We start from the raw sequence: 22,665 nt of genomic DNA on the forward strand, positions 1-22,665 counted from the left end.
CGACATGTTTATGTTGCTTATAAATAATATTAAGAAAACATGAGAAAGAAACTTAACATCTCCGTAATTGCTATCATGCTGCTGTTAGTCAGCCAATTCACATTTGCTCAAAAAAAGGGTCAGAATGAACTGCCCAGACCAAAGCTTGTAGTGGGGATAGTCGTAGACCAAATGCGCTGGGATTATCTGTATAGATACTACGATAGATATCAAAATGATGGCTTTAAGCGTATGTTGAATGAAGGATTTACCTGTGAAAATACATTTATTGATTATGTTCCTACCGTTACGGGTATTGGCCATAGTTCGGTTTACACAGGAACCGTCCCTGCGGTACATGGTATCGCCGGAAATGATTTTATTATTAGGGCAACCGGTGAAACGATGTATTGTGCTGGAGACGATAAAGTAGAGACAGTAGGGAGCTCTTCAAAAGCTGGAAAAATGTCGCCACGGAACCTATTGTCTACAACCATTGGAGATGAATTAAAATTAGCCACTAATTTCAGATCTAAAGTTATTGGCATTGCTTTGAAAGACCGCGGAGCAATTTTGCCGGTAGGCCATGCTGCCGATGCAGCATATTGGTTTGATTCATCTACAGGTGGGTGGATAACCAGTACTTATTACATGAATCAACTTCCGGAATGGGTAAAAAAGTTCAATAGCCAAAAGTTACCGGAAAAATATTTGAAACAGGATTGGAATACGCTTTATGATATTAAAACCTACGTTCAGAGTACAGCAGATAATACACCTTATGAAGGGCTGTTTGATGGTCAGGAAGCACCGGTATTTCCAATAAAGACGTCTCATATGTTTAAAAAAGATTTGGGAATACTTCGTACTACTCCTTTTGGAAATACATTTACTCTGGATATGGCTAAAACAACAATAGAAAATGAGAAATTAGGTCAGGGGAGTGTAACCGATATGCTGGCTGTAAGTCTTTCGTCTACTGATTATATTGGACACAAATTTGGAGTAAATGCCATAGAAATAGAAGATACTTACCTGAGACTGGATAAAGATCTGGCTGATTTCTTTAAATTCTTAGATCAAAAGATTGGAAAGGGAGAATATACCGTTTTCCTTACTGCGGACCATGGAGCAGCACACAATATAAAGTTCAGTGTAGATAATAAGTTGTTATCGTCAAACTGGTCTGCCAGTAAGGTTCAAAGAGAAATGAATAAGAGACTAGAGGAGACTTTTAAAGTAAAAGATTTGGTATTGAGTATAAAGAACTCGCAGGTTCATTTTAATTACACTATTCTAAATGGAAATAAGCTTGATGAAGATGAGGTACGTAAGGTATGTACAAACTATCTTAAAACGCAGCCAGAAATTGCTTTTGTTATTGATCTGAATAAAATTGGAGACGCTGCTGTTCCGGAAGAAATAAAGAAAAGAGTTGTTAATGGGTATAATCAACATCGTTCAGGAGGAATTCAAATTGTTCTAAATCCGGCTGTTTTTTCAAGTGGCAGCTCAGGAACTTCGCATAGTGCATGGAATCCATATGATTCACACATTCCTTTAGTGTGGATGGGTTGGGGAATTGAAAAAGGTCGTACCAATAAACAAACACATATGACTGATATAGCTCCAACAGTTTCGGCATTATTACGTATTCAAATGCCGAATGGCTCTATAGGTCATCCTATAGAAGAAGTAATGAAAAAATAATTGTTAAAGGCTTGTAGCTATTTGATACTGGCCATCGATCTTCAGAGAAGAAAGGCAATCGTAGAGAATCTTTTCTTCTCTTTAATTTAAAATTTTTATATTATGAAATTTCTACTTTCATTCATTATACTACTTTCTACGTTTTGGCTATCCGAACTGCAGGCACAAGGTGTACATTTGAGTTGGTATAGCAATGATGAAAAAAATAATACATCAAATAGTATTGCAGTTACCTGGATGGGGAATACATCGAATGAGAGTATCTATTATGGGACCGATAGTAGTAAATTGAAGAATAAAGCACCTTTGGAAATTAAGTATTCCAATGAATTGGGGCTATATACTTTTAAGAGTAAAATACAAAAGCTAAAGCCTGATACCTATTATTTCTATAGAATTGGAACAAGCCTTGCCCAAAATCCGGTTTATCATTTTAAAACGGCGCCCAAGGTAGGTACAGCGAAAAAGGTGGTGGTTGGTATATGGGGCGATACTCAGGATAATAAAGGCAATTTTAATTTTGTACAGACTGATTCTATCCTGGGCCAGATGGCGAAATATCCACTTCATTTCACACTTCATATGGGAGATATTGTAGAGAATGGATCCGTTATAAAAAGCTGGAAGAAATTTTTCGACGTTTCCCAGCCAATAAACGCAAATTTTCCATTTATGCCGGTTACAGGTAACCATGATGTAATCAATGATAGTAATAATGCAGATTTTCAAAAGCCATTTCCGGTCTTTTACGATCTTTTTAATCTTCCAGAAAATCAGCTAAACTATTCATTTGATTATGGCAATACGCATTTTGTTGCGGTTAATTCGGGAGTAGCACAAAAAGCCTCTCTGGAAGGAAAAGTACTTTTCGGTGTAAATTCAAAAGAATACAATTGGCTGGAAGCTGATCTGGCGAAAGCCCGAAAAAATAAAAATATAAAGTGGGTTGTGGTTTTCTGTCATTATCCGGTATATGCTTATGGAGTAAGCTTAGTAACAGGCTGGCAGGAAAACCTTAAACTTCTATTGGATAAATATAAAGTTGATTTGTGCCTGTCAGGACATAGACATGTTTATGAAAGGCATAAAGCAATACGAGGCGCGGACATTTTCGAATCGATGGATATAAACGTTTATGATAATCCTAAAGGTACTGTTTATATTACCAATGGCTCAGCAGGAGGATCTCTTCAGGGGATTGGTGGTAGCAAGTCTTCTACCATACTATTTACCCCCTCAGAAAGGATTTATACCTATGCTGTTATGGAGTTAGATGGAAATGAGATCAAATATGAAGTATTTGATAAAGACAATAGGAAAATAGACTACTTTAAGATTGTTAAAAGTAAATAATGTTATGGCGATTTAATCGTCATAACATTATTTAATGTCTGGTTAATACTCAAAATCCTCTAAATCTCTTTTAGCCCTTCTCTCGATAAAAGTTTTTCTTTTTGAAGTTTCGGTATCATTCAATGTGCCCTGGATATCATCCGTCACCATAATTTCGTGATCTTTATTTCTTTCGCTCTTGTAAATCGCTATCGATTCTTCATGTTCAAGTGCAATATCATAAGGGCCTTTATCAGACATTAATTTCACAAATACCGGTAAACATTCTAAAAGGATAAATAAGAAGGAAATGAAAGAAATAGCCAGGTAAGTATCTACATCCCGTGTACCGTCCGGATTAAATGAAAGCTGACCCAAAGCATAGTTTCTGTCCGCAAAACCGGCTACATTCGCCAGGCTATCCAATTCTCTTTCATTAAATAAACGGGTACTGTTAAGGCCTTCAAGTTCCTTGCGCCTGTTTACTAAATCTTCCGAAGACTGCAGTTGTCCTCTTACTTGTTGCAGCCGCTGTTCCTTTTGGTCAATGATACTCTGTTTCTGCTTGGCATACGTTCCAAATCCGATGACTCCGCTGGTTTGATTTGTTTTGTCGCCAAAGACTTCCTGGTTCAATATATATCTCGATCTGTTGATGTCTTTTTCCAAAGAATCTTTTTCCGTCTTCAACTCATCAAGTTTTTTAAGTTCTAGCTGATATTTGTTAGAAAAAGCCTTGTTTAATGTATCAATTTTATCCCTTTGTCCATTCAGATAACTTGTTTTAAGCTTTTGTCTGATTTCCTTATCGAAAATTTTTAATTCCAAAGGTCTGGAGATTACAATACCAATCATGATAGCAAGTAGAATCCGGGGAAGTGCCTGCATAATCTGATGATTGCTAGACCCCGTTTTCTTTATGCTTGCAACAATATACCTATCCATATTGAATATGGCGAGTCCCCACAACAAGCCGAAAACTATTGCAAAAATCGGAGCGGCGGTATTTCCGGCGAAGACAAAATACATGGCATATCCACCAGACAAACTGGCAAACAATGCCGTGAAGAAAATTGTGGCGCCAATACCTATAAATTTATTATGTTCTGTGGGATATTTTTTGAGTAGTTCTACATGAGCTCCGGAGCAGAACCAAAAAAAGTCAGTTATTTTTTTCATTTACACCCTTATGTCAATAATTGTTCCACAATGAGACTTTAGATATAAATAGATAGTTACAAATTAATATTATTTCTAACGCCCGATTTCGGATTTTGAATTAATCGATTTCTTAGGAAAAAGAACGCTCAAATAGTACTTAAAGTATAGACGCAAATTATCATTTGATAGAATGCCTTATCTGTTTAAAATCATAACATTAGGTTGACAAAGCAATCGTTAAATATGCCTGTTTTGCCATTGGAATTTACGAAAGACAAATATATATCCAACAACTAATAAACTTCCATATATTGTAAGGATATAGTATTTTTGGCGAATGAATATCCTTATCCTTGGTTCAGGCGGAAGAGAAAGCACTTTTTCCTGGAAAATTGCTCAAAGCCCATTGTGTACAAAATTGTTCATTGCACCTGGTAATGCGGGTACAAAACAATACGGAGAAAACGTCAACATAAAAGTATCAGATTTTGAGGCAATCAAAAGTCTTGTTCTTAAAGAAAATATAGAATTGGTAATCGTAGGTCCGGAAGAACCTTTGGTAAAAGGCATTCATGATTTTTTCCTGGCAGATGCTGATCTGAAAAACATTCCGGTAATTGGCCCTAAACAAGATGGTGCGCAATTAGAAGGAAGTAAAGATTTTTCGAAACAGTTTATGCAAAGACATGGAGTTCCTACAGCGGCTTCAAGAACCTTTACTAAGGATACTTTGGAAGAAGGACTGGCCTATCTGGAAACACAATCTTTACCTATTGTGCTAAAAGCAGATGGATTGGCTGCCGGAAAAGGTGTTTTAATCTGCACAACATTAGAAGAAGCTAAGACCGAACTGAAGCTGATGTTAGCAGATGCGAAATTTGGCGAAGCAAGTTCTAAAGTTGTAATTGAACAGTTTCTGAAAGGAATTGAATTATCTGTCTTTGTACTTACCGACGGTAAAGATTTTATCATCTTACCAGAAGCAAAAGATTACAAGAGAATAGGCGAGGGCGACACAGGTTTGAATACAGGCGGTATGGGGTCTGTTTCTCCAGTTCCTTTTGCAGACGAAGCCTTCTTACAGAAAGTAAAAGATCAGGTAGTTATTCCAACAGTAGAAGGACTTAAAAAAGATAATATTGATTACAGAGGCTTTATCTTTATCGGTTTAATGAACGATAATGGAATTCCATATGTAATTGAATACAACTGTAGAATGGGCGATCCGGAAACGGAAAGTGTTTTCTTAAGAATAGAGAGCGACGTAGTAGAGATGTTTCAGGCGGTAGCCAAACAACAGATTGCCGGTTATGAGTTAAAAGTATCTCCAAAAACGGCAGCTACGGTTGTGGTTGTATCAGCAGGTTATCCGGGAGATTATATCAAAGGTAAGGAAATAACAGGTACAGAAAACGTAGAAGATTCAATGGTTTTTCACGCGGGAACAGAGGCAGACGGAGATGTGATTAAGACCAACGGAGGTCGTGTGTTAACCGTAAGTACATTGCAGAATGATATCTTCACAGCTTTGCAACAAGCAACAGCTGATGCAGGAAGGATTTATTTTGACGGTGCTACTTTTAGAAAAGATATAGGGTTCGATTTGATTTAAACTACAGGATAAAAATATTTTTATTGATTGCTAAAATCAATAAATTGCAAGGCCTTAGCGAATTACGTTAGGGCCTTACTGTTTATATCGTTTGTGTGGATTTGATATGCGCCGTTTAATTATTTTATTTTTGGGAATAGTGTTCTGTTCATGTGCTTCAAAAAAGTCGCATTTTGAATGGATAAAGGCTGCAGATTTTCCACGTCCGGTGACACAAAATGAATCATCCATACAAATCCAAAATCCGAAACAGGTAGAGCTTGTTGTTTATTTAAAAGAGAAACAGCACAATATATATAATGCAAATTCGGATAGCTTTTTTCTTGCACATGGTATTTTGGACACTGTAAAATCTAAAAGCCATTCAAAAAATTATAAGGGATATGATAAGGGGGAGCAAATCTATATCTATAATGATAGTGATATAGAAGAAGCCCGGTTAAATAGCGCACTTAAGCAATTTGAAAAAAATATTGTTACGAAAGATAATCAAAGTCTTGAAATCGATACAGATAAAGAAGAAGTATCAGTAACAGGAGAACAAAATTTATTTGATGGTTTGACAGAACAATTCTTGTTCTTAGGAAGTATCGGTTTGCTTGTACTTTCTTTATTCGTCTGGATGTTTTTTAATAGGAAATCAAAGAAAAATACCAACTGAAATCAGATATAGAAAAGTTAGTGACATTTGAATAAACTATTTAAAAAGGAGGGGATGGTGTTATTAAGACAAAGTCTTTGATAACTATACTTCTTTATACATTGCTTGTGAGATAGAACAAAACAGATCATGATTGACGGATATTTAGAACTTTTGGAAAACTTAAGTCCGAGCAACAAGCTGGACCTTATTTCCAGATTGACAAACTCTGTAAAATCTGATTTGAAAAAGAAAAAAACTCTTTCAAAAAAGCTTATGGTGCTTTTGAATCAGAAAAAAGTGCCGAAGAGATTATAGAAGAGATTCGGAGTAGCAGAAGTTTCAACCGACAAATAGAATCGTTTTGAAAGAATACCTGATAGATACGAACATTGCAATTTTCTATATGAAAGGTAAGAATCCAGGTCTTGAAAGAAAACTTCAAAGTTTATCTTCCGAGAATTGCTTTATATCTGAAATAACGTTAGCAGAACTTAAATTCGGGGTCGAGAAAAGTGAAGGACCAGAAAAAAACAGAAAGGTATTAGAGAACTTTCTTACCGGGGTTCAGATACTTCCTATTTTTCATTCACTAGATAGATATGCCAAAAAAAAGCGAGGATAGCAAATATAGAACTCGAAGATTGGACTAAATAGAATCTAACAGAGGATTTCTAGTTAGATTCTATTTAGTATCTTAATCCAATAACAGACTCCCTAAATCTGTGTGTAAGTAAGCTACATCATTTCAGAACTTCCTTCAACTTCTCTTCCAAAGCCAGCCCACGTAAATTTTTCGCAATGATTTTACCATCTTTATCCAATAGATAATTTTTAGGAATAGCATCTATGCCATATTCCATAGCTATTTTTTGTGTAGTATCCAGCAGTTGAGCCCACAAAAGGCCATCTGTTTTAATAGCCTTTTTCCAGGCATCCGCACTTTGATCTATAGATACACCTAAAATAGTGAAGCCTTTATCCTTGTATTTTTCATAAGCGCTCACTAAATGTGGGTTTTCCTGCCTGCAAGGCATACACCATGATGCCCAAAAATCTACCAGTACATACTGCCCTTTAAAAGATGATAGTTTAAGGGAGATACCTTCTGGAGTTTTCTCTTCGAAATCCTTTGCCAGGACACCAATACCGGTTACTTTACCCTGATCCAGACGCTGCTTTACCATCTTTCCGAAGATATTCGATTTTAAGTTTTCAGCAAGGGAATTATATAAACCTTCTATCTCCGGAACGTTCATTTCATCATTCGCCAACTCACTATTCAGATAATAGAGACTTATAAAAGATGATGGATTGCCGGAAACAAATTTTTTAATAATATCTTGTCTTTCTCCCATTAAGGTCGCATAACGTTTCTGAAAAGAAAGTAGAACATCCTGATCTGCTTTTTTTGCGTCAGACAGGCTAGCGAATTCTTTATTCAAAGATTCCAATTTCGTATTGATAAGCTTTGTATTCTCTTCAAAAGCCTTATTCTCGTCCAAAATCTTCAGGCCTTTCACAGTAGCTTTAGCAATCGAATCTTTAGCCTGTAATGTAGCCTGTCCCGGTTCTATAAAAAAACGGTATATATCTTTAGCTCCCTGATTCTTTAATGAATTTCCTGTATGGTCCAGAAGTAATATCGCAATACTGGGTTTGTCTAATTGAATATCGATATGAAACTGCCCATTGTTTATAACAGCCGAGTCTATTTTCTCGCCCTGATCTTCCAGATGAACCAAATAAATTTTTTTGTTATTGTTTTTTGTATCGAGCTGGCCTTTCAGGCTAAATTTATCCTGGGCAAAAAGTAAGCTGGGGCTTAATAAAAGTGCTAAAAGTAATTTCTTCATTCTTTAAATCAATTTTTGATAGGTTCTCCACCACAAATCAGGCATTTCTCCACTAACGGCCAATTTGTAGTCTTCGTATAAACATGGAATAAAATGAAAACGTTCGTTTTTCGAACCGGCAGAAGGATAAGGAACCTGCATCCACCACCGGTCTGTTTTTTTGCTCTTTACAAAAATAAGTTCATGTTCATTATTTTGCAGCGGTGTTTTATACACAATATAATCCGATTTGGGATTCATAGGAACATCCCTCTTTCGGTTATAAAAACCATCCAGAAAGCACCAGACCATTTGGGCTAAAAGCATGGCAGTTTGTCCGTTCTGATCACAGGCCGGGTTAAATTCGTAAAAACCAATCGAACTTAACTTATCGCTATATCCCGCATAACGGCAAATTTGGCAAGCTTCTTCACCATAAAACCCATTCGGAGTCGCATTCATATTTGCCACAGCATCGGCCGAACGGATACTGCTGATATCGAAGCTGATCATATCTGCGTTTCTGATAGTTGGTTCCGCTAAATATATGGCACCACTAACCTCGCCCAGTCTTTTAGTATCAAAAAGTAATTTATCCATTACCCTTAAACTATCCTGACTAACAAAATAAGTTTGATATCCCAGATTACTGAAGTTAAAAAGATAGTTAGGTTGGTGCAGGAATATATGGTTTAAATAAGAATCCGAATCCGTATGATTATTGCTCTCATCATAAATCTCATTCATGTCGAAATGAGAATCTACAACCAGTAAATCTACCTTTTGTTCCAGAGCCTCGTAGCCAAGATATTGACCATAAGTTATATCCTGACTCCCGCCAATGATAATCGGTAATATATTTTGTTTAATTAACTCAGTAACAACGCTCTTTACGGCAATATAGGTGTCAGATAGCTGTTCTCCCGGTAAAATATTTCCAAGATCTGCAACTTTAGATTTAAAAACGCCTTCATGTAAAGCGTATAATTTCTCCCGCACATAGTCAGGAGCAAGTGCGCATCCATTATTGTTTACACTACCTCTGTCGTCTGCAACACCTATTATGGCTATGTCAAATTCCTCCGAAGAAAGGTCTGGGAAATCATCCACATAAGCTTTTATTTTTGATCCTAAATGACTGTTGATATAGCCATTTTTTGGACTTATTTTTTCTATTCGGATAGGAGTAAAAAAATCTGCTAAAGACATTTTTGTTCAGTCTAAGTTCAAAAGTAAAAAATCAAAACCGAGTTTTTTAAATAGGATAAAGCATATCCAAATAGGAATCCTCTTTTTTCAATTTTATCAAATATCCGATTTTTATCTAAAATAGCTACCGAATGTAAAACTTGTTATGAAATTTTAACTAATTACGTTACTTTGTCGGTAAAATAGAGGTTTATGATTTTGATTACCGGTGCAACAGGCTTTTTAGGAGCAGAACTTGCCCGCCAGTTGGTGGAGGCAGGACATCAGGTAAGGTGTACGAAAAGAGAAAATTCCACCATTCCGAAAATTTTGCTTTCCTATAAAAGTGAAATAGAATGGGTTAATGCTGATGTATTAGATCTCTCGGATTTAGAAGATGCTTTTTCAGGAGTTACACAAGTGTATCATTGTGCGGCAAAAGTTTCTTTCGATCAGAAAGATGAAAAGCAAATGAACACCACCAATGTTGAAGGTACTGCAAATATTGTAAATCTTTGTTTGGATTTTGGAGCCAGATTGGTACATGTTAGTTCCGTTGCTGCTATAGGAAACCCAAAGGCAAATGAACCGGTAACCGAAAGAAACTTTTGGGATGCTTATGATAAAAATGGAAGATATGCCATTTCCAAATACCAAAGCGAAATGGAGGTGTGGCGGGGCATAGAAGAAGGGTTAAGCGCTGTTATTGTGAACCCTTCTGTTATTATAGGTGAGCATGTTGGCGAAAATGGAAGCGGACAGCTTTTTGAATTGGTAGCCAAAGGCTTAAAATATTATACAAAAGGAAACATAGGTTTGGTTGATGTGCAGGATGTAGCAACTATCATGGTTAAATTAATGGAAAGCAATATCGAAAACGAACGGTTTATTTTGAACGCCGAAAACTATTCGTACGAACGTCTTTTTAAAGAAATTGCAAAATCCTATAGCGTAAATACTGATCTAAAACCTATTGCTCGATGGAAACTTAATCTGGCAGTTAGACTAAGCTTAATCGCTAAACTATTTGTAGGTAATATTAAAGGCTTAACTCAGGATGTTGTTGCCGCTGCTTTCAACCAGACACTTTATTCCAGTGATAAAGTAAAGGAAACATTGCAAGTACAGTTTTTACCGCTTGCCGAAAGTATAGAAAGAACGGCTAAAGGCATTTCCTAAACGTTTGTACGTTATACCTGGATTAATAAGAATTGAAAAATGGATAACATTAGTTTTTCTGTTGATCTTTGTTTATTTGTGTAGTAATGTAGTGTCCTTTGAGTATTCATTTTGATTGCAGCTTATTTCTTTTTAAATTCGTTTTTCCTCCAATAAATAACACCCTGTTTTATATTATCTATCACCTTCAATCAACTAAAAAGTCCATGAAACTCCGCTAAAGTCCGTGAAAGTCTGTAAAACTCCGTTCATGCTTCGAGACTGATTGCACAATGATGGCAGCCTGGTTCGTACCAGCTTCGATAACACTTCGATATTTGTTTTAGAATTGTTCGGAAAAATAGCCTTTTTCCCGAAGCGGTCTCGAAGGCGACTCGAAGAAAGCCCGAAGAATGTAGCTGTTTATCTGCCACCTGTTTCAGTTAAAGCATAACCAGAAGGCCCGTCTTTATTATTTGTTGTCCGAGTCTTTAGAACTAAATCAATTTTAAAGTGTTGTAGTAAAAGTATTCATTTATTAAATAAAACGAAATGAGATTATTTGTACTATTGACTACGGCGGCTTTAAGTTTTAGTGCTTTACTGCAATCGAAGGCTTGCACCCGAGTAGTTTATAAAGGTCCGGATGGTACTTTTATAACTGCCAGATCTATGGATTGGAAAGATGAGATAGCAGCTAATTTATGGGCTTTACCCAAAGGAATAGTAAGAAATGGAGAAGTAGGGCCACAATCTGTTACATGGAAATCGAAGTATGGAAGTGTTGTGAGTACTGCATGGGATATTGCGACTGTAGATGGAATTAATGAAAAAGGCTTGGTTGCTAATGTTCTTTGGCTGGTAGAATCGGAGTACCCTAAGTTTGATCCGAAGGGGAATAAAAAGGGCATAACGATTTCTGCCTGGGCACAATATGTGCTGGATAATTTTGCTACGGTAAAAGAGGCGGTAAATTATTTGCGAGACGAACCTTTTGTAATTGTCAGCGATTATATTCCGGGAACGCAGAAATATACAACTTTGCATCTTTCAATATCAGATGCTACCGGAGACAATGCGATTTTTGAATATATAAATGGAAAACTGGTGGTGCATCATAGCGCTTCTTATGCCGTTATGACGAATTCTCCAATTTTTGAGGAGCAACTGGCTTTAAATAAATATTGGGAAGGTATCCCCGGAACAGTTATGCTACCCGGAACAAACAGGGCGGCGGACAGGTTTGTAAGAGCATCGTATTATATTAACGCGATACCCCAAACGGCGGATCAACGCGTTGCTGTGGCCAGCGTATTTAGTGTAATCAGAAATTGTTCTGTTCCTTTTGGAATTTCATCGCCAACAGAACCGAATATTTCATCTACACGCTGGAGGTCGGTTTCTGACCAGAAAAATCTTGTTTATTACTTTGAAACCGCATTAACTCCAAATACTTTTTGGGTTGATGTAAAGGGATTTGACTTAAGTGAAAAAGGTAAAGTGATGAAGCTTGATTTGTCGAATAACGCGACATACAATGGGAAGTCAAACCAACATTTTAAAGAAGCAAAGCCATTTAAATTCTTAGGTATATAATTGTTGATTCCGTTTTGGGCGACCCGCCGGCCAGACAGGCGGGAATTGATGTGATTAACAAATTTCATCCCCTGGTGAATACCTGATACTTCACCTGTCCAACTCATTAAATTCTAATTTCTTCGCTATTATTAAATCATTTTATGCAACTTTGGGCTTAAAAATTTTTTCAGGTTTTGAATCAGTACTTTATTATAGATTTCGACAGTACTTTCACACAAGTGGAAGCATTAGACGAGTTAGCGAGAATCTCGTTGAAAAATCATCCCGACAGAGAAGATATCTACAAAAAAATCGAAGATTTAACCAACCAGGCAATGGAAGGTAAACTATCTTTCTCGCAAAGCTTAGAGGGCCGCGTGAAGTTGTTACAAGCTAATAAAAATCATTTAAAAGAGCTGGTTAAGCATTTAAAGACAAAGGTTTCGAGTTCGTTTTCCAGAAATAAAAAATTCTTCAAAGAGCATTCTGATGAGGTTTTAATTGTGTCTGGAGGGTTCAAGGAGTTTATTACTCCCGTAGTGACGCCTTACGGAATTAAAAAGGAAAATATCTATGCAAATACTTTTGTGTTTGATGAAAAGGGACAGATAATAGGTTACGACAGATCAAATCCACTCTCGGAAGAAGGAGGAAAAGTAAAACTTCTTCAAAATAATTTAAAATTAGAAGGGGATATATACGGGATAGGTGATGGTTATTCTGATTTTCAATTGAAGGAATCGGGATTAATTAAGAAGTTTTTTGCATATACGGAAAATATAGAACGTAAAACTGTTGCGGAAAGAGCAGACCATGTTACCCCAAGTTTTGATGAGTTTCTGTACATCAACCAACTGCCACGTGCTATCTCTTATCCTAAGAACAGAATTTTGTGTCTTTTGGTTGGTGATGTTCCTCAAAAAGCAATAGATTTCCTGAAAGCGGACGGTTTTTCTATTAGACATAAGGAGACTTTTGAAGAGAAATACGTGAAGGATGTGGGTATGTTGCTTTTAGCTGATGGGGAAAGTGTGTCGGATGAAACATTGAGCAGAGCAGAGAAACTTAAAACGATTGGTTATTTTGGTAAAGCGGAAGGTAAAATCAATTACGATATATGTGCCGAAAAAGGCATCGTAGTATTCGAAAGTGCAAAATCGGCTGGTGAGAATAAGAAAATAGTAGCCAAACGGGTTGCGGATTTTGTTAATACCGGAACGACCTATAAAAGTTCGAATTTTCCGAATTTGCAATTGCCAAAAATGGATGGCGCACACCGGTTAATTCATATTCATAAAAACGTACCGGGCGTAATGTCGGAGATTACAAAAGTGTTTGCCAAGCATCATATCAATATTGTGAGTCAGTTTTTAATGACTACATCGAGGATTGGTTATGTGATTACCGATATCAATACGCAATATGATAAATCGGTTATAAAAGAGCTTAAAGCGGTAGAAAATACGATTAAGTTTAGGATTTTATATTAATTTCTGTAATTTGAGAAGGGCATTTTAAATATTTAAAATGCCCTTTTTTTATTAACGCATAACGACCATGAACCAGGAACAACAAGAATTATTACCCGTTTTAACAGCCGAAGAGCAAAGGGTTTTAGGATGTCTTATAGAAAAAAGCAGGACTACTCCGGATTATTATCCAATGACTTTAAACTCCTTAACTGCTGCCTGTAATCAAAAATCGTCCAGAAAGCCGGTAGTAGATTATGATGAGGAAACGGTTGTTTTGGCGCTGGATTCTTTAAAAAAGAAAAAACTTATTTCTACAGTTACCGGTGGAGGAAGCAGGGTAGTAAAATATAAACACAATTTTGCTATTCATTTTCCGGTGGTACCGTCAGATCTGGCTATTTTGTGTTTGTTGTTATTAAGAGGACCTCAAACTCCTGGCGAGATTAATACAAATTCCGGCAGACTTTACGAGTTTGAATCTATTGAAGAGGTTGTAGAAAATTTGGAGAGATTATCTTCGGGAGATATGCCATATGTAGTTCAGTTGTCAAAGAGACCGGGACAAAAAGAAGCCAGGTATGCACACCTTCTTGGCGGTGAAATTGATATAGATGATGAAGATATTTTTCCGGAAGAACCAGCTAGACGGAATGTAGGCGAGTTGGAGCAAAGACTTTCTGTGGTAGAGCAAGAATTGGCCGAACTAAAAGATGCTTTTAACAAGCTAATGAAGGAATTAATGGGTTGAGAACGTATTTTAATAAAAATGCTTACGGCAGGAGATGATCATTCTAATCCCATTACAATGGTAACAAGTTGTTCGTTTTTTGTTATTCTTGATGCACTACTTTTAAATAAGGTCTCATTTTATAAAATGAGACCTTTTCTATAATTACTCATTTTATTTTTGCCAGAGGAATCTTAATAATGTAAGATAGATTCCTGTTTGACATTACTTGCCTGTTTGATGGGCTGGCATAAATGTCTTTGTGAAGGTGCAGCTTGTATTTTTAGTTTTTAATTTTGACTTTAGACTTTATATAGTACATATATTATCGATTTTAAACCATTTTCTTTGTTATTGTACGTAATAAAAGTGCTTTGTTGTTGTAAATTAAGTTTTTATGAAGCTTGACCTATTCAACGCTGAGACGGAAAAAGTTTGGAAAAGTATTTCAGGAAATGCGCCAAACGATCTGCTGCAATTGGAAATTGAATTGTATAAGAAACTGCTTGTCTATTTTCAAATAGGGGAGAGCTGTTATTTTATTTTTAATTTTCAGAATTTGTGTTTTGACTATGTAAGTGAAGATGTCGAAACTTTGCTTGGATACAGGGCGGAAGAAGTAACTTCTACATTTCTGTTGGAAAACATACATGCAGAGGACAGAGGATGGTTTTTAGCCTGTCAAGACCATGCTACACAATTCTCGACTACTTTACCTCTGGATAAAAAGATGAAGTATAAAGTGCAATACGATTTCAGGTTAAAGAAAAGAAATGGGAAATATGCCAAGTTAATGCTTCAATCTGTTGTGGTTCATGTAGACAATGAAGGCGGAATCATCAGAACTTTGGTTGTTTTAACTGATATATCACACATTAAAAAATATGGCAGGCCGAGTATTTCTTATATAGGAATGGACCGGGAACCGTCCTATATGGAAGTTGATATTAAACATCCTTATTTAGACGATAAATATCTTTTTCCAAAAAATACGAAACAACTGGAAAACAAAGAGTGGGAAAAGTACGGAACATCGTCATTATCGCAAACTAAAATAGAGGAATATTGCACCAGGATTGAGAAGGGTTTTACAGAAGAACAGTGGTTTTTAGATGCCGGGCTAAGTTTGAAAGTGCTTTCTGAAAAGAGTAATATTCCTATGCATTATATTTCGCAGATTATTAATCAGCGATTTGGTAAGAACTTTTCGAATTATGTAAACCTGTATCGTATTGAAACGCTGAAACAAAAGCTGTTGGACCCAGCGCAACATCATATCACAATAGAAGGTCTGGCTTATATGAGCGGCTTCAATTCAAAGGCGTCTTTTCAGCGTATGTTCAAAAGGCATACTGGTATGTCGCCGAAAGAATATCGTAATAAATCTAAATAAAATACTACTTAAGTGTAATTGAAAAAGAAGAGGCATCTCTTTTCATTTGTTTAATTAAAAGTCATTGCCACAAAGTACGGGGAGATAGATATTCTTCTTAAGAACCCGGTGCCTTTGCGGTTTTTTAAATATAATGAAAAGGTGGAGCCTCTAGCTGTAGTGTTTATAACGTTCGTTTTTTCTTTATGTAAGAAAGGGAAACACGAAGAACAGGATAAAATACCATAGTCCTTCAGGGTATTTTTAAACAAGGGCTATCACCAAGTCCCATACTCTTTTTCTGTTTATCACCTAAGTTTTGTGTACGCGAAGGAAAAGAAAAAAATTAAGTCCCACTTTACGAAGTGAGACTTTTAAGGGGTGAGGCTATTCTATTTTTGACTAAAATCTTTACACACCATGTAAACCAAAAAAAAATAACCATTAAATGTAGAATAAAGATGAAAAGTAAACTATTAATCCGTATTGGTACGATGCTTATTGCTTTAGTAGCATCGATGCAATTTGTAAATGCACAAATTTATGCAAGTAGTCAGGCAGATCCTTTCCAGTTTTCGAATGGAGCAACTGAATGGTCAGATCCGGTATCTTTTACACTTACCTCGAAAAAGTTTAAAGATAAAGGCTTAGAGGCGGTACCGTTGGAGTTTAGGATAAAAGTAAAGAAAAAGTTATTGCTTGCCTGTCATTTCACGGTAGAGGTGAAGAATCTGTCGGATAAACAAGGTATTTATTTCGAAGCGCGTAACGATTATACAGATGCTACAAATAAATATATATATCATAAAGTAAAGCTTAAGCCGGGTGCCACACAAACTTTTGATATTATTTATGCCGACCTGAAATGTAAGATTAAAAGTAAAGAGGATTGTCCTAACTGCGGTTGGAACTTTACTTATGTTGAAGTGAAGCCTTATTAATCCGATGTTTCAATTTATTGTTATTCGTTAATATGAAGAAAATAATACTGATTGTGATTGTTTGCAATCTTGTTGCCGTAGCGTCATACGTAAATGCTCAGGATAAAAAAAATGAACGCAGACTGACATTTGGAGAATGGGCGGCATTTTACAGTAACGGTTCTACGCAGGATAATATAGGGAATACGGGTAAAACGTCGCCATCCGGCAGTACCGTTGGATTGATTGCCTATTGGAATGTGCCTTATGAAAGTTTTGAAGATAAGGATTTTGTACTTGGGTGGAATGCAAATTTTGCCGGAGGCTGGAATTTAACCAAATCGCGAGCGGGAAGATATGATCTGGATATTGGGTTTTGGTCAAGCAAACTTATTAAAAAGGACATCGAAGTTGGGGTACAGTATTCTTTTTTGGGGATTTACTGCTATCAGGATATGGCTTTCTTTGGAAGCAGTGCACAAGCCGCAGTACGTGTTACTGATTTCCAGGTTACCTACAGTAGGGAAGGCGAAGGTGTCTTCATTGGCTGGGCAAGTCCAAAAAACAAAAATATGTATGCAAATTCTATCGGGGCGAAATATTTCTTTGGTAAAAACCTGTTTTTGGGTGGCAGATTTACCAAATATCCATTTAATAAGGAATATGCTATTGTTGCCGGATTAACCGGTTTTTAATTATTCATTCTAACACTAAAAAAGTAAATCATGAAAAAAATTTTATACGGCGTTTTAGTTGGTGCTATGCTACTGACATCATGTAAAAAAAGCAGTAATCATAAAGAGGATCCTTATACCTGTACAACTTGTACGCAAACTCCGGAAGGAAAAGCAGCTAACGACAATAGCAGTAAAGGTATTTATAAAGGAGTTATTATAGGTTCGAGTGGTACCATAAAATTTGATATCGCAAATACCAGCAGCAATTCAATTACAGCTACCATGGTTATAGATGGTAAAACGGTTACACTTACAACAACAACCGCATGGAATGCTGGGCAACTTTATGTAGCACCTTTTAAAGGTACGCTGAACGGACAAGAGGTAACTATCAACTTTTCTGTAGGCGCAAGTGGTTCGGGAGCCACAATTACCTCGGCCACTATTCCCGGACATGCCAATGCGATATTCAGCATAGCAAAAGAAACATCAACGGCTTTGGTGAGGTGTTTTGAAGGAACTTACGAGACTTCTAACAATGAAAAAGGAACTTTTAACATTATTGTGTCGACCTTACTAAAGGGATGGACAGGAAAAGCAAGGGAAAACGGTTCGCAGTCATCATCAGATATATCTGGAACATACGTGAACAATACTTTGATAGATGAATCCGGAGCAACAATAGCTCCAATAGACGGTGACGAATTTTCCGGCTCTTTTAAAAATAGTAAGAACGTTACCATTACTGTAAAGGGAAAAAGAACATTGTAAGGGTTTTTGATTGTAAAAGGGATAGTTTATGGTTGAATTGGTTTATTAGTAAATTAGTTGAAGTGTGGGCAGATATTTAATGGCTTTTGCACATTAGCTTATTTGGAATTGATTTAATGTGAAAAAATGCTTGTTTGTGCATTTTTAATCTGTTAAATATTGTATTTTTGTAGCTATATTCTTGAATAATAGGCCCATGTTAGAGACGCTTGAAATTAAGACCAAGCAAACGGAAAATTCTCGTTTGTCTTCTGTAGATTTTGAAAATTTATCATTTGGAAAGTATTTTTCTGATCATATGTTAGTCGCTGACTACGCGAATGGCAAATGGCAGACCTGTGAAATAGTTCCTTATGGTAACTTTAGTTTAGATCCCGCGACTTCTGTATTACACTACGGACAGTCAATTTTTGAAGGGATTAAAGCTTATAAATTTGCAGATGGAACGGTCAGTATTTTCAGACCCGATAAAAACTGGGAAAGGTTTAATAAATCTGCCGTAAGGTTAGAAATGCCTGAGGTACCTGAGGAGATTTTTTTAGATGGTTTAAAAAAATTATTGGATTTAGATAGGGGCTGGGTACCAGGTGCAGATGGAACATCTTTATATATCAGACCATTTATGTTTGCAACCGAGGTGGCATTAGGGGTTCATCCTTCTGTTTCTTACAAATTTGTGATCATGACAGGTCCGGTAGGCGCTTATTATAGCAAGCCCTTAAAATTGAAGGTGGAAACTCATTACACAAGAGCGGCAGAAGGTGGTGTTGGGTTCTCTAAAAACGCAGGAAATTATGCTTTGTCTTTATACCCTACCAAAATAGCTAATGACGAAGGTTTCGACCAGTTAATGTGGACTGATGCAAAGGAACATAAATATATTGAAGAGGCAGGAACAGCAAACCTCGTGTTCAGAATAGGCGATACTATAATTACTCCCCATGGCGACACTATCTTACATGGTGTTACCCGCAGAACAATTATGGAATTGGCTGAACATTTCGGATATAAAGCGGAACAAAGAAAAGTTTCTGTTCAGGAGCTGATTGACGGTATTGAAAATGGAACTGTATTGGAAGCTTTTGCAGCAGGTACTGCAGCAACGATTACTCCAATTTCTACTATTGGATACGAAGGTAAATTATATGAGCTTCCTCCGGTAGCAGGAAGAGAGTTTTCTGAGAAAGTTTTAACTTATCTAAATGATCTGCGCTACGGAAGAATTGCAGATGAATTTGGATGGAACTTTCTGGTGTAATTTTAAAATTTTAATTGCTATATAAAGAGAGGCTACAAAAATAGCCTCTCTTTTTTTATGGAATTGTCTTCCTAAATCTAAATTAATAAACGGGTCCAACAGCCACGTTAATCAGCCTAAAAAGGGTGCTAATACTTTTCGGACATTTCCCTATATTAAAATTTACTTTTTCTTAGGTGCCTCATCCAAGGCCCGGTTTACTAAAGTTTCGAACTTTGAGTAAAATTCCTTCTTATGAATAGCTGGATATACTTGTGTCATTAGAATTGCAATAGATTTTCTTTCCGGATCTATCCAAAACATAGTGTTGAATGCGCCGGCCCAGCTCAATTTTCCGACTTTGGCATTATTTTTCACTCCGTCAGGCATAGCTATTTCAAGCCCTAATCCAAACTTATTCGCTTTTCCAACAATCAGGTTTCCTATCTGATTTACGGTCATGGTATCAATTGTTTCTGGTTTAAGGATAGTTTTTCCGGCGTAGCTCCCCTTGTTTAATAGCATCTGAATAAATTTTGCATAATCATCAATATTAGAAACCAGGCCTGATCCTCCCGAAAGGTAAGTCTTGGCGCCTGCAATAGGGAAGTTAATGCTGTTTTTACCTTGTACTGGTTCTGTTCTTATTAATCTTCCTTCTTTTGTTTCGCTATACATTGTAGCAAGTCTTCTTGTCTTTTGGGGAGGTAAGAAGAAATGGGTATCATTCATTCCCAATGGTTCAAAAATCTTTTTAATGAGCACAGAGTCTAAAGGTTTCCCCGAAGCAACTTCGATAACTCTTCCTAAAACGTCGGTATTTAAACCATAATAGAATTTCGAATCAGGTTGTACTCCTAAAGGCAAACTTCCAAGCTTTTGCATGACAGAATCAAGTACTAGTTTTTGGGTAGTTGCTAAATCGGGAATATTGTTTTTTTCGTAAATCATTTTTAACCGTTTATCGGCAAAGCCATAACCTATACCTGAGGTGTGGGTAAACAGGTTTCTGATAGTAATTTCTTTGTTTGCCGGTACCGTTGTATAGCTTGTGTCTGATTCGTTAAAAGAGTCTAAAACCTGGGCATTTTTGAATTGAGGAATGTATTTAGAAACGGGGTCGTCTAATTTTAATTTTCCTTCTTCTACCAATTGCAGGGCGGCAACAGAAACAATAGGCTTTGTCATGGAAGCAATACGGAATAAGTCTCCGGGGAACATTAACGCTTTGTTTTCCCGGTCTTTAAAACCAAAGCCTTTATAATAAACCACTTGTCCTTCTTTTGCTACCAAAGCTGTGGCTCCCGCTGTCCAGTTATTTATTAATGCAGATCCCAATAAGCTGTCTATGCTATGGAGGTTATCTTCTTTTATTCCTAATTTTTTTAGGTTACTTGCTACTACTAATTTGTTGTTTATTTTTTCTGAGCAAGAGCTTATTAAAGCTGCTGAGCAAAATAACAATAGTGTTTTTGCGAGTTTTGTTGCCATATCAGTTTGAATCTTCTTTTAATTTTTTTCGTCTTAATTTTCTTTCTTCTCTTCGTTTTTGGATTTCCTTGAATTTTTCTGCGGTGGCTTTTATTTCCCCTTCTTTTTCTTTTGTAATCCCGATGGTTTCTTTAAAACCCAAAAATATAACTTTCCACATCACGTTGAAAAATGATGCATCAGAAGGTCGGCTATAATAGGGATGAGACACTCTTGGTTCCTCGTTATTTGCTGGGTTTGATTCTTTAATGACCAAAGCATTGGCTAAAAAAGAAAGAAGGCCCATTTTTTTGAAGTTTTCATTTTCTGAATCCTTTTTCATCAAATGTACCCGTAGTCCATCATAAAGAATTTTGACCGTACCATTGGCACCGGCAGTATTCCCATTTACAGAAAATGCCAGATTACTGATTTTTCCCGCGGCGAAGGAAACTTTTGCCAGAGCTTTTGAGATAGGGTTTAATGCATGCAATTCGAGGTTTTTAAGATTTCCTTCGTAAGAAAAGGCCGCATTCGGATCAATCATATCGAATTTAATATGAATGTTAAGATCTGCTTGCCCAAGAAAAGCTGTTTTTAAATAGGCATTAATGTAGCGTTGTTTGCTTAAGGCAGAAGAGTCATTGGTAACGCGAAGGACATTTCCCCTGAGGTTATTAAACTTTACAATGCCTTTGGAATTTGTGTTAGCCATATACTCGGAATACTTAATGTCAGTTCCTTTTATTGAAACAGTATCCATATATACCGACCAGTTCACTCTTTTCAAAGCGACATGTGGATAGTTTATTGCTTTGTCTATTAATTTTTTAGGCTTGCTCCGGTTTAGAAAAATGGCGATTTCCCCCTCATTAAGTGTAAGCTTGCTGGCATAAATAGTTCTGTAATCTATTAAAGCAGGAAAATCAATTTTCTCAAGCATTATACTGTCAAATCTAATTGAATAGCGTTCATGTTGTCTTTCGAAAAAACTGGCGAATTGCATTTCTCCATATCTGGGCTCCAATTTAAAGCCTTCTACTGTCACATTTTTCTTTATGGTAGAAACATTTAGTTTAGCGATTTTTACAAAGTACAATGAATCTGCAGTGGGGTAATTGAAATCGTTTAACACAACATTTATATCCTTTGAGTGAAAGATTCTGGTAGAATCGAATTGGGAAATGGAGTCAATCAGAATGTCAGTAACGTTGATACTTACCCGATTTATTTTTGTGATTTCTGGCTTCTGTAAAGATTGGTCTATATAAGTAAACTCAATCTCATTTAATTTTAGATTTTCCAGTTTCGCCGATTTTAGCGTGTTTTTAATTTTTTCGTAGGTAGTTCTGTTGTCTATTCGTTTATTAAGCTTGTTTCGTAATCTGGTATAGGTTATAATGAGTTCGGGCTCTAATATTCTGATTTCCTTAACATCCAAATATCGTTTTAAATAGACTTTTAAGGGTTTAATATTTTTAATAGTGAGCTCTTTAATCTTTAAATTGAAGATGTTTTCAGGAGCGATTCCTTTTTTTATCATACCTCGATAAACATTGGAATCTGCTTTTATTTCCAACTTTTTAAAATAAACACTGCCAGTAAAAAGATTCAGGCTGATATCTGCAAATTTCACCTGGTATAAGTTGTCAGATACTTCAAGAACAGTGTTCTGAATAGTTTTTGTAAGAATCGGTTTCCATCTGATGGCGATGATTATTCCACTACATACAATAATAAATGTAACAATAGCCAGAACTATTGCAAATAGCTTAAGTTTATGTTTTTTCTTCGGACTATCAGATTTAATCATTCAATATAAATAT

At 36.3% G+C, this 22,665-nt stretch carries 19 protein-coding genes; 14 read left to right on the forward strand and 5 right to left on the reverse strand.

The window, feature by feature from the left end; all coding sequences use genetic code 11:
- Positions 1 to 39: 39 nt before the first annotated feature.
- Together pafA and PEDSA_RS17855 are read left to right on the forward strand one after the other, a co-directional pair.
- A complete protein-coding gene (pafA, locus tag PEDSA_RS17850) occupies positions 40 to 1,689 on the forward strand; it encodes an alkaline phosphatase PafA (RefSeq protein ID WP_013634567.1) in 1,650 nt (549 codons plus the stop codon).
- Between the two features lie 102 nt (positions 1,690 to 1,791).
- Positions 1,792 to 3,042: a purple acid phosphatase family protein gene (locus PEDSA_RS17855; RefSeq protein ID WP_013634568.1), complete on the forward strand. Its 1,251-nt coding sequence runs from the start codon at positions 1,792 to 1,794 to the stop codon at positions 3,040 to 3,042.
- A gap of 42 nt (positions 3,043 to 3,084) precedes the next feature.
- Here the strand turns inward: PEDSA_RS17855 and PEDSA_RS17860 are convergent, their stop codons facing one another.
- Positions 3,085 to 4,200: a DUF4407 domain-containing protein gene (locus PEDSA_RS17860; protein ID WP_013634569.1), complete on the reverse strand. Its 1,116-nt coding sequence runs from the start codon at positions 4,198 to 4,200 to the stop codon at positions 3,085 to 3,087.
- Between the two features lie 319 nt (positions 4,201 to 4,519).
- Between PEDSA_RS17860 and purD the strand changes: the two genes are divergently transcribed.
- From purD to PEDSA_RS20615, 3 genes are all read left to right on the forward strand, one after another.
- Positions 4,520 to 5,794 (forward strand): phosphoribosylamine--glycine ligase, encoded by a 1,275-nt coding sequence (purD, locus tag PEDSA_RS17865; RefSeq protein ID WP_013634570.1) that lies wholly within the window; start codon positions 4,520 to 4,522, stop codon positions 5,792 to 5,794.
- A gap of 130 nt (positions 5,795 to 5,924) precedes the next feature.
- On the forward strand, positions 5,925 to 6,455 hold the full coding sequence (locus tag PEDSA_RS17870; protein ID WP_148233554.1) for a hypothetical protein: 531 nt from the start codon (positions 5,925 to 5,927) through the stop codon (positions 6,453 to 6,455).
- 385 nt (positions 6,456 to 6,840) lie between these two features.
- A complete protein-coding gene (locus tag PEDSA_RS20615; protein ID WP_052305807.1) occupies positions 6,841 to 7,059 on the forward strand; it encodes a PIN domain-containing protein in 219 nt (72 codons plus the stop codon).
- A 118-nt stretch (positions 7,060 to 7,177) separates the two neighbouring features.
- Here the strand turns inward: PEDSA_RS20615 and PEDSA_RS17880 are convergent, their stop codons facing one another.
- A complete protein-coding gene (locus tag PEDSA_RS17880) occupies positions 7,178 to 8,290 on the reverse strand; it encodes a TlpA disulfide reductase family protein (RefSeq protein ID WP_013634573.1) in 1,113 nt (370 codons plus the stop codon).
- 3 nt (positions 8,291 to 8,293) lie between these two features.
- Complete coding sequence (locus tag PEDSA_RS17885; RefSeq protein WP_013634574.1) at positions 8,294 to 9,478, reverse strand: formimidoylglutamase; 1,185 nt, start codon at positions 9,476 to 9,478, stop codon at positions 8,294 to 8,296.
- Positions 9,479 to 9,670: 192 nt separating this feature from the next.
- Here PEDSA_RS17885 and PEDSA_RS17890 point away from each other — a divergent pair, with 192 nt between their 5' ends.
- The 9 genes from PEDSA_RS17890 to PEDSA_RS17930 all read left to right on the forward strand — a co-directional run bounded on the left by PEDSA_RS17890 (position 9,671) and on the right by PEDSA_RS17930 (position 19,390).
- A complete protein-coding gene (locus PEDSA_RS17890; RefSeq protein WP_013634575.1) occupies positions 9,671 to 10,636 on the forward strand; it encodes an SDR family NAD(P)-dependent oxidoreductase in 966 nt (321 codons plus the stop codon).
- A gap of 531 nt (positions 10,637 to 11,167) precedes the next feature.
- On the forward strand, positions 11,168 to 12,211 hold the full coding sequence (locus tag PEDSA_RS17895) for a linear amide C-N hydrolase (RefSeq protein ID WP_013634576.1): 1,044 nt from the start codon (positions 11,168 to 11,170) through the stop codon (positions 12,209 to 12,211).
- A gap of 176 nt (positions 12,212 to 12,387) precedes the next feature.
- The gene (locus PEDSA_RS17900; RefSeq protein ID WP_013634577.1) at positions 12,388 to 13,683 is read left to right on the forward strand and encodes an HAD-IB family phosphatase; all 1,296 of its coding nucleotides are present in this window, start codon (positions 12,388 to 12,390) and stop codon (positions 13,681 to 13,683) included.
- A gap of 67 nt (positions 13,684 to 13,750) precedes the next feature.
- Entirely contained in the window at positions 13,751 to 14,413 is a 663-nt protein-coding gene (locus PEDSA_RS17905) for a YceH family protein (RefSeq protein ID WP_013634578.1), read from the forward strand.
- Between the two features lie 376 nt (positions 14,414 to 14,789).
- Entirely contained in the window at positions 14,790 to 15,785 is a 996-nt protein-coding gene (locus PEDSA_RS19725) for a helix-turn-helix domain-containing protein (RefSeq protein WP_013634579.1), read from the forward strand.
- Positions 15,786 to 16,225: 440 nt separating this feature from the next.
- Positions 16,226 to 16,705 carry a hypothetical protein gene (locus tag PEDSA_RS17915; protein ID WP_013634580.1) on the forward strand — a complete coding sequence of 160 codons (480 nt, stop codon included), beginning with the start codon at positions 16,226 to 16,228 and terminating at the stop codon, positions 16,703 to 16,705.
- A 32-nt stretch (positions 16,706 to 16,737) separates the two neighbouring features.
- Entirely contained in the window at positions 16,738 to 17,379 is a 642-nt protein-coding gene (locus PEDSA_RS17920; RefSeq protein WP_013634581.1) for a hypothetical protein, read from the forward strand.
- 30 nt (positions 17,380 to 17,409) lie between these two features.
- A complete protein-coding gene (locus PEDSA_RS17925) occupies positions 17,410 to 18,132 on the forward strand; it encodes a hypothetical protein (protein ID WP_013634582.1) in 723 nt (240 codons plus the stop codon).
- Positions 18,133 to 18,328: 196 nt separating this feature from the next.
- Complete coding sequence (locus PEDSA_RS17930; protein WP_013634583.1) at positions 18,329 to 19,390, forward strand: branched-chain amino acid aminotransferase; 1,062 nt, start codon at positions 18,329 to 18,331, stop codon at positions 19,388 to 19,390.
- 162 nt (positions 19,391 to 19,552) lie between these two features.
- Here PEDSA_RS17930 and PEDSA_RS17935 read toward each other — a convergent pair whose 3' ends face one another.
- Together PEDSA_RS17935 and PEDSA_RS17940 are read right to left on the reverse strand one after the other, a co-directional pair.
- Positions 19,553 to 20,860 carry a serine hydrolase domain-containing protein gene (locus tag PEDSA_RS17935; RefSeq protein WP_013634584.1) on the reverse strand — a complete coding sequence of 436 codons (1,308 nt, stop codon included), beginning with the start codon at positions 20,858 to 20,860 and terminating at the stop codon, positions 19,553 to 19,555.
- A 1-nt stretch (position 20,861) separates the two neighbouring features.
- On the reverse strand, positions 20,862 to 22,652 hold the full coding sequence (locus PEDSA_RS17940) for a hypothetical protein (RefSeq protein ID WP_013634585.1): 1,791 nt from the start codon (positions 22,650 to 22,652) through the stop codon (positions 20,862 to 20,864).
- Between the last annotated feature and the right edge of the window lie 13 nt (positions 22,653 to 22,665).

It is taken from the genome of Pseudopedobacter saltans DSM 12145, assembly GCF_000190735.1.
Lineage (GTDB): Bacteria > Bacteroidota > Bacteroidia > Sphingobacteriales > Sphingobacteriaceae > Pseudopedobacter > Pseudopedobacter saltans.